General features: G+C 33.6%; 9 protein-coding genes. 4 read left to right on the top strand and 5 right to left on the bottom strand.

What is annotated here, in order from left to right:
• The first annotated feature begins 317 nt into the window (after nt 1-317).
• Nucleotides 318-671: a VOC family protein gene (locus tag Q1A47_RS11105; protein ID WP_026682757.1), complete on the top strand. Its 354-nt coding sequence runs from the start codon at nt 318-320 to the stop codon at nt 669-671.
• Between the two features lie 183 nt (nt 672-854).
• On the opposite strand, the gene Q1A47_RS11100 is transcribed toward Q1A47_RS11105, so the two are convergent.
• Nucleotides 855-1067: a hypothetical protein gene (locus tag Q1A47_RS11100; RefSeq protein WP_026682756.1), complete on the bottom strand. Its 213-nt coding sequence runs from the start codon at nt 1065-1067 to the stop codon at nt 855-857.
• 147 nt (nt 1068-1214) lie between these two features.
• On the opposite strand from Q1A47_RS11100, the gene Q1A47_RS11095 reads away from it, so the two are divergent.
• A complete protein-coding gene (locus tag Q1A47_RS11095) occupies nt 1215-2030 on the top strand; it encodes a hypothetical protein (protein ID WP_166530697.1) in 816 nt (271 codons plus the stop codon).
• Nucleotides 2031-2136: 106 nt separating this feature from the next.
• Here Q1A47_RS11095 and Q1A47_RS11090 read toward each other — a convergent pair whose 3' ends face one another.
• Nucleotides 2137-2601: a peptidoglycan-binding protein gene (locus tag Q1A47_RS11090; protein ID WP_299632207.1), complete on the bottom strand. Its 465-nt coding sequence runs from the start codon at nt 2599-2601 to the stop codon at nt 2137-2139.
• Nucleotides 2602-2666: 65 nt separating this feature from the next.
• Nucleotides 2667-2885: a M15 family metallopeptidase gene (locus Q1A47_RS11085; protein ID WP_026682754.1), complete on the bottom strand. Its 219-nt coding sequence runs from the start codon at nt 2883-2885 to the stop codon at nt 2667-2669.
• A gap of 60 nt (nt 2886-2945) precedes the next feature.
• Here Q1A47_RS11085 and Q1A47_RS11080 point away from each other — a divergent pair, with 60 nt between their 5' ends.
• Nucleotides 2946-3188, top strand: a complete 243-nt coding sequence (locus tag Q1A47_RS11080; protein ID WP_166530699.1) for a tyrosine-type recombinase/integrase — start codon at nt 2946-2948, stop codon at nt 3186-3188.
• Between the two features lie 94 nt (nt 3189-3282).
• Here Q1A47_RS11080 and Q1A47_RS11075 read toward each other — a convergent pair whose 3' ends face one another.
• Nucleotides 3283-4233 (bottom strand): sugar-binding transcriptional regulator, encoded by a 951-nt coding sequence (locus Q1A47_RS11075; protein WP_026682753.1) that lies wholly within the window; start codon nt 4231-4233, stop codon nt 3283-3285.
• A 476-nt stretch (nt 4234-4709) separates the two neighbouring features.
• The gene (locus Q1A47_RS11070) at nt 4710-5144 is read right to left on the bottom strand and encodes a hypothetical protein (RefSeq protein ID WP_026682752.1); all 435 of its coding nucleotides are present in this window, start codon (nt 5142-5144) and stop codon (nt 4710-4712) included.
• A 259-nt stretch (nt 5145-5403) separates the two neighbouring features.
• On the opposite strand from Q1A47_RS11070, the gene Q1A47_RS11065 reads away from it, so the two are divergent.
• On the top strand, nt 5404-5862 hold the full coding sequence (locus Q1A47_RS11065; protein WP_166530700.1) for a DUF2269 family protein: 459 nt from the start codon (nt 5404-5406) through the stop codon (nt 5860-5862).
• The last annotated feature ends 380 nt before the right edge of the window (nt 5863-6242 follow it).

The following is a 6242-nucleotide window of genomic DNA, read 5'->3' as shown; positions in this document are numbered from 1 at the left end:
GTGGTGGTCAAGCAGTAGCTATTATTCCATAATAGCTACTAGAGGAAGCGTAAATCGGAGCATTTAGTGATAAGGACGGAGCGAATTTTGCTCAGTTTTTCTAATCTATGCACATATTAATAATATTTCTAATGAAAATTATTTACTAGTTGATTTTTATGTACATACACTTTTAACTTTTAAATGATGTTTATTCAAGAAAAGTGTCAGATAATTGAAGATTGCTCCTGAGATAATTAAAAAAACGTTTGAGAAGGAATTTTTATGGGTTTTCACGAAATATTTTAATGGATATAAAAAAGGAGAGATGAGAAGTTATGGACAAACCCATTGGAAAAAGAATTAGCACTATTTTCATCCCAGTAAGTGATGTTAAAAAAGCAAGAGATTGGTATTGCAATTTGTTAGGCATTATGGCAGATGGGGAAATTGCACATGGACATATCTATGTGGTTTCTTTAGAAAACGTTAATCTTGTACTTGATAGTAAAATTTTTGAAAAGTATAAACCTGATGAAATGCCGAGATTTCACTTTGACACCACAGATATTAAGGTTGCCTATGAATACGTCAAATCAAATGGGATTGAGATACTGACCGAGATTGAAGATGGGCACTGGTTCAATATTAGTGACCCGGACGGTAATGTACTAATGGTTTGCCAGTGTTAAGCTAATTAAGTGATTGTCGGAAGTACATCAAATTAAGGTGCATACAACAAAAGTAATAAGTTGATAAAAACTAAATCGCTACATATTATGATAGCAAACATCTCCATTAGTCTATATAATGTCATTTAATACCCTTAAGGTGTCATGTTACATGAAGCCTCTCATTCTTATGAGGGGCTTTTTTTACATAGCTCTCTTCCGTACTGGTCCTGCTGAAAGGATATTTTCTAACTTAAATGTTCTCACTTTTTTACGGTAGTAACAATAAGCCAAAATACTCTTATCATTTACTTCAAGCACACGAATATAACGCTCCGTTACATTGTTATTGCTATCTATATAAAAGATAATGATTTTTTGCTTATTCTCCGCAGAACGATTAAGTAACCCTTTCATGATAAGACCACCTTTAGAACGTTTGTTCTTATTATATCGCAAAACACGAACGTGTATACGTGTTTTCTGTTAGTGATTTTTGGTGGTTATATTATTAATTTTTCACAACATAATATAATTGATATCTTATAAAAAGGAGATTTAAAAGTGAACTATGCAGAAATAGGTTTAACTCAACAATCACTTGGAAACTTTATAACCATTATTAGTAAAAATTTTGTGCATGAGGAATCAGATATACCAATTTTTGAAGAACATGGTATTAAAATATTAGCCAACGTTAAGGCGAGACTTTCTCCCCCAAATAGCGTGACCTTAGAGTCGCCTAGTAATATAGCAATTGAACACTTAAAGTTAGTTTTTGAAAAGTTAGAAATTGTTATATCTGTTGATTTACCGCATCGCTCAATTGACTTACCTTTCCTTCCTGATGTGTCAATATTTGGCGATAATCCTGATATTCGTTTAACTATGGGGATAGAAGAATTCATAAGACCAGATATCTCTTTAGCTGTAGGAATTAGTAGTAATTTAAATGATGGTAAGCATAACATTAATTTAGAATTGATTGAAGATAAATTTAAAATACATTCTTTTGGTGTACCTGAAGATTTAGGAAAGATAATTGAAGATAAAATTTGGGAAGAAATTAAAAGAATTATTCCAGGAAGGGTTGATGACATAATATTAGATGTGCTAGGAAATTTAACCAAAATTTTGTCTTTACCAATTCCTTTTGACAACTGGATTGTTAATAAAATAATTGATAGTGAATTTATCAAAAGGTTGGCAAAGAAGAGTATTACAAAAACATTTAAAGAGCAACATATATATTCAATTCCGCAAGAACAACCAATTGGTGAAGGTCCTTACAAAAGAAATTTAACAGTTACTGAGATTCCTATAAGTATTCATGATGGAAAATTAATTATCACCGCAAACCTTTCTGATGTAATCGTATAAAAGTTTAATAATCCAAAAAATGCTGCCAATAGTCCATTTCAGACATTGGCAGCATAACTTTATATATAGCCCACTCTCGCATACTTGCTACTAACTATCACTAGACTTACTTAACCACAGCACTAGTACCAGAACCAACATAAATATTACGCTTACCTCTTCCTGTCTTAATAGTTACTACATCTGGATATGGTTTATCTAGTATTTTATAAGTTAACCCACCATACCTAGCAGGGGTAAGACTCCAATCACTATCTTTTTTGATCGGTTTAACATTAAGCTTGTACGTTCTCCACGTTTTTGCAGATGCAGGCAAATGAACGGTCCCTTTAGCTTGGCTAGGTTTAGACTTACTATTTGATTTATTCCCTTTTAAGGATCCATAAACCTCTTTACCAGCCAATCCATCTCGTTTCAACCCATAATAAGATTGATAACGTTCTACTGCATCTTCTGTCTCGTCTCCATAATATTCATCAATACCGTTGTTTTTAGCTAGCATCGTTTGTAATTGTTTAACAGGCTTACCATATTGACCATTTCTAAGTGTCTGTCCTTTCCAATCACCAATAACCTTTATCCAGTTTGTTACTGTTTCGGAATCTACTTTTTGATCTGGTGCTGTAATTGTATCGTCTACTTTACTTGTAAGTTTGGACGTTTACCGGCTTGTAGTTGTGATAAAGTAAGACCACCAGTCATTTGTAAATGAGGATAATCCTTAAAGCTAGACCAATCCCCGCCCCATTCAAATCCTAACGATTTGCCGATTGCTGCAACCCTTTTCCACTTTGCATTAACTGTCCATATAGCTTTTTGACCATCATCGCTAACAATGAAACAGGATTTCCGCAATTTGATGGATGGGCAAAAGGAGTTTATAGAGGCGACTTATTTATATCTGCTGGGCGTCATATGGCTTTTAATAACGCTTTAAATAGAATGATCAAAAAAGCAAAGGTGAAACGTAAACGTATTACCCCACATGGTCTAAGGCATACACATGCAACGATATTGCTCAATCAAAAAACATCAGTCATAACAATAGCTAAGCGATTCGGAAATACTCCTGAAGAAGTTTATAAAACTTATGGTCTTTCTGATGATCAAGCAGACAAAAAAGCAGCAACAGTATTCAGTTCTATGATAAGTATTTAAGGTTCACTGGGGGAGGTTTTTTAACCACCCTTTACACCCCCAGTAATAGCAAGGTTTTTAGTCTAAAACCCTCCCTCTTCTGTAAAGGGAGTTGTTACCCAGATTTTTGTATGATTGTTTTTGCTGTTTCATCATCAGTAATTAGTACATCAATATAATTACCTTTTAACATACCTAACAAACTATCAGCTTTATAGTTTCCAGCAACAACCGCTACTACTTGTTTAATTTGTTTTAAATCGTCTAATGATAGACCTACTACTCTTTTATCTCGTGGCAGATGAACAGGCTTTCCATCCTGGTCAAAAAACCTAAATCCCATATCACCTACTACCCCTAATTTCTTAAGTTCTTTAACGTCTTCTTCCTCGAGATAACCGACACTTTTCAAGGTAGAGTGTTCATATGGATTCCCTATACTGATTACCGCCATATCAACATTTCTTCCTTCCTCGATTACTTCACTTATATCCTCCATGCTTCGTAATCGATTCATTAATTCTTCTGATTCAACAATTGCTGGAGCATATAAAAAGGAACATTCTCCTCCCATCTTTTTAGCTAATTCATATGCCAATTGATTAGCATGGATTTCTACCTTTTTTCTCCCCATACCACCTTCAAGAGGAACGACTTTCATGTTTTCTCTTAATTCATATGGATATTCCTTCACAAGGGAAGTTAATGTTTGACCCCACGAAATTCCAAGACTTTGAATGTCTTTCATATTCTTTGATAAATAATATGCTGCTGATCGACCAACCGAATGTAAAGTCAATTCGGGCTTTTTATCAACAGATGGAATAACCAAAGCATCTTTCAAGTTGTATTCAGACTCTAGTCTTTTTTCAAGACTAACTGTCTGTACTGTTTCATCATTAATATAAAATTCAACAATTCCTAAATCTTTTGCTTTTTGAAGAGATTTAGAGATGATTGGCCGAGAAACAGTAAGTTTCTTAGCAATTTGTTCCTGCGTCCAGTTGTCTTCATAATAAAGATTGGCAATCTTCACCAATTGCCTTCTCTCTTCCCAATTAACCATAGCATACTTCCTTTTATATTTTTAAATTCGAATTGCTTAAATTATATATTCGTTATACTTTTACATATCCCTTCTATTTTAAACAAAATACAAAGTTTTAGAAAGACCCGAAACCTGCATTACTTAAATTAGATGTTTAGCAACTGTAAACTGCTATGATTATGGATACTTTGTAATTTTGTTTGTTAAGGACATACATATCAAACCTCATTAAGCGATTTCATTTTTCGGCTGGTACAAAAAGGGTCTTTCCTGCAGGCTGTCAACCGATGTTTCATCAAAAAAAGAGCGCCCAGTTAAAATAAAAATGGTCACGATGAAAGAGCTTGTTCCAGAAAAACATCCCTTCTGCAAAAACGGGCGATCCGAGGCCCCACAGTTTGGTTTTCACAAGGGGGATTCAGCGTTCGTCCGCCCACAAAAAAGCTTGTAGAAAACACAGGGGTTTCTCTACAAGCTAAGAGCATATGCCATTTTTACTTACCAATAGAGTTTAACGCTTCTTTGTATTCATTGTATTTATCTTCTTCTAGGTCACCATTAATTTGTACCAATACATTGTCCTTTTTCATTGTCCAAGAAAATAACATCGCACTTTCTTCACCCATTGAATCATAATACTCTTTCATTTCTTCTAAATCAGCCTGATCACTATACGTTAAAATTCTTCCTCCAGAATCTTCACCTAAAGAAGGAATGAAGAATCTGACACCTTCATCAGCTTTCATTGGAGCCATTCCATAATCATCTTTAGTCATTTCTTTAGGCTCCTCAGCTTCTAAACCTGCATCTTGAAATGCTTTAATAACATCATCAGTTGTTAATTTTTCAGCACTTTCTCCCTCGTCACCGCAAGCTGATATAATTACAACGGTAATAAATAATGTTAATAATGCAATGATTTTTTTCATTATAAATCCCCCTTTTTCTACATTTTACCATAAGATACTTGCTAATATTCTATAATTTTCACACCTAATGATTAATAATTTTTACATTTTATATATATCGAAAAATATACTCATCAATAATTATTGCTCCGACGACTACAATCACTGTAGCAATTATAAATAACACTATGATTTTAATATTTTAGCTTATATGTGATAAGTATCACCATTATCGATGCAATAATCGTGTAAAATAAATAGGAGATAGGAGGTACAGTGAATGACATTATATAAATTTCTCTTATTCATTCATATATTTTCTGCCATTATTGGTATGGGACCAGGTTTGGTTATGACGTTTGTTGTTACTCATTCCAAGCCTAGTAATATGACAGAATTACGGCATGCTTTTAAGATTCGAAATTTATTACATATCTTAACAATGATAGGAGGGAGTCTACTTCTTATTACGGGAATAGGGATGGGGTTCCTTCATAATTATTGGTTTACACAAGGATGGTATATTACTAGTCTTATCCTATTTTTAATTGCACTAGCATTTGGACCGTATCTTTTAAAACCGAGATCTGTTCCCATTAAGAAATTATTAAGTGCGTATACTGGAGAGAAAATCCCCAAAGAATACTATCAATTATCCAAGAAATTATTCCATGTAGAACATGTTGAAAATATTATTTTTATTATTATTATTGCATTAATGATTTTAAAGCCTTTTTAATAGGGGCGCTGCCGTAACCTAAAATTACATAATAGCGTGCTGAGACTTAACTTCATATATTTTTTGATGGAATGTCCTTGAGAGCCTTTTCCAAGGACATTCCATCGAATAAAAAGAGAACATGTCTAATAGGCGAAGAAATATTACATCATTTGACGTGCAATATTCCTTTCTGAGCAGTTGCTCTCTGGAATAGCTTAGAGATCGACTGCCAGTAGATGTCTGATTGGTTCAAAGTAAAATTACCAGTAACTGTTGGATTTTACAAAAAACTATTAACATAGTAGCGATAATAGCTGCTGTCCAAGTAATTAAAATATTGTTTCCCGTTATACTATCAATTGACGGTCCTCCTGAGCTATTTTCCAACTAATATAATG

The organism is uncultured Virgibacillus sp. (assembly GCF_947495635.1).
GTDB lineage: Bacteria > Bacillota > Bacilli > Bacillales > Amphibacillaceae > Virgibacillus > Virgibacillus salarius.
Note: the sequence above shows the minus strand (reverse complement) of the source record. Positions and strands in the feature narration are given on the sequence as shown.

Excerpts from the sequence above, each read along its gene's own strand:
- Q1A47_RS11105 (WP_026682757.1), top strand. The coding sequence starts at position 318 with ATGGACAAACCCATTGGAAAAAGAATTAGCACTATTTTCATCCCAGTA.
- Q1A47_RS11100 (WP_026682756.1), bottom strand. The coding sequence starts at position 1,067 with ATGAAAGGGTTACTTAATCGTTCTGCGGAGAATAAGCAAAAAATCATT.
- Q1A47_RS11080 (WP_166530699.1), top strand. The coding sequence starts at position 2,946 with ATGGCTTTTAATAACGCTTTAAATAGAATGATCAAAAAAGCAAAGGTG.
- Q1A47_RS11075 (WP_026682753.1), bottom strand. The coding sequence starts at position 4,233 with ATGGTTAATTGGGAAGAGAGAAGGCAATTGGTGAAGATTGCCAATCTT.
- Q1A47_RS11070 (WP_026682752.1), bottom strand. The coding sequence starts at position 5,144 with ATGAAAAAAATCATTGCATTATTAACATTATTTATTACCGTTGTAATT.
- Q1A47_RS11065 (WP_166530700.1), top strand. The coding sequence starts at position 5,404 with ATGACATTATATAAATTTCTCTTATTCATTCATATATTTTCTGCCATT.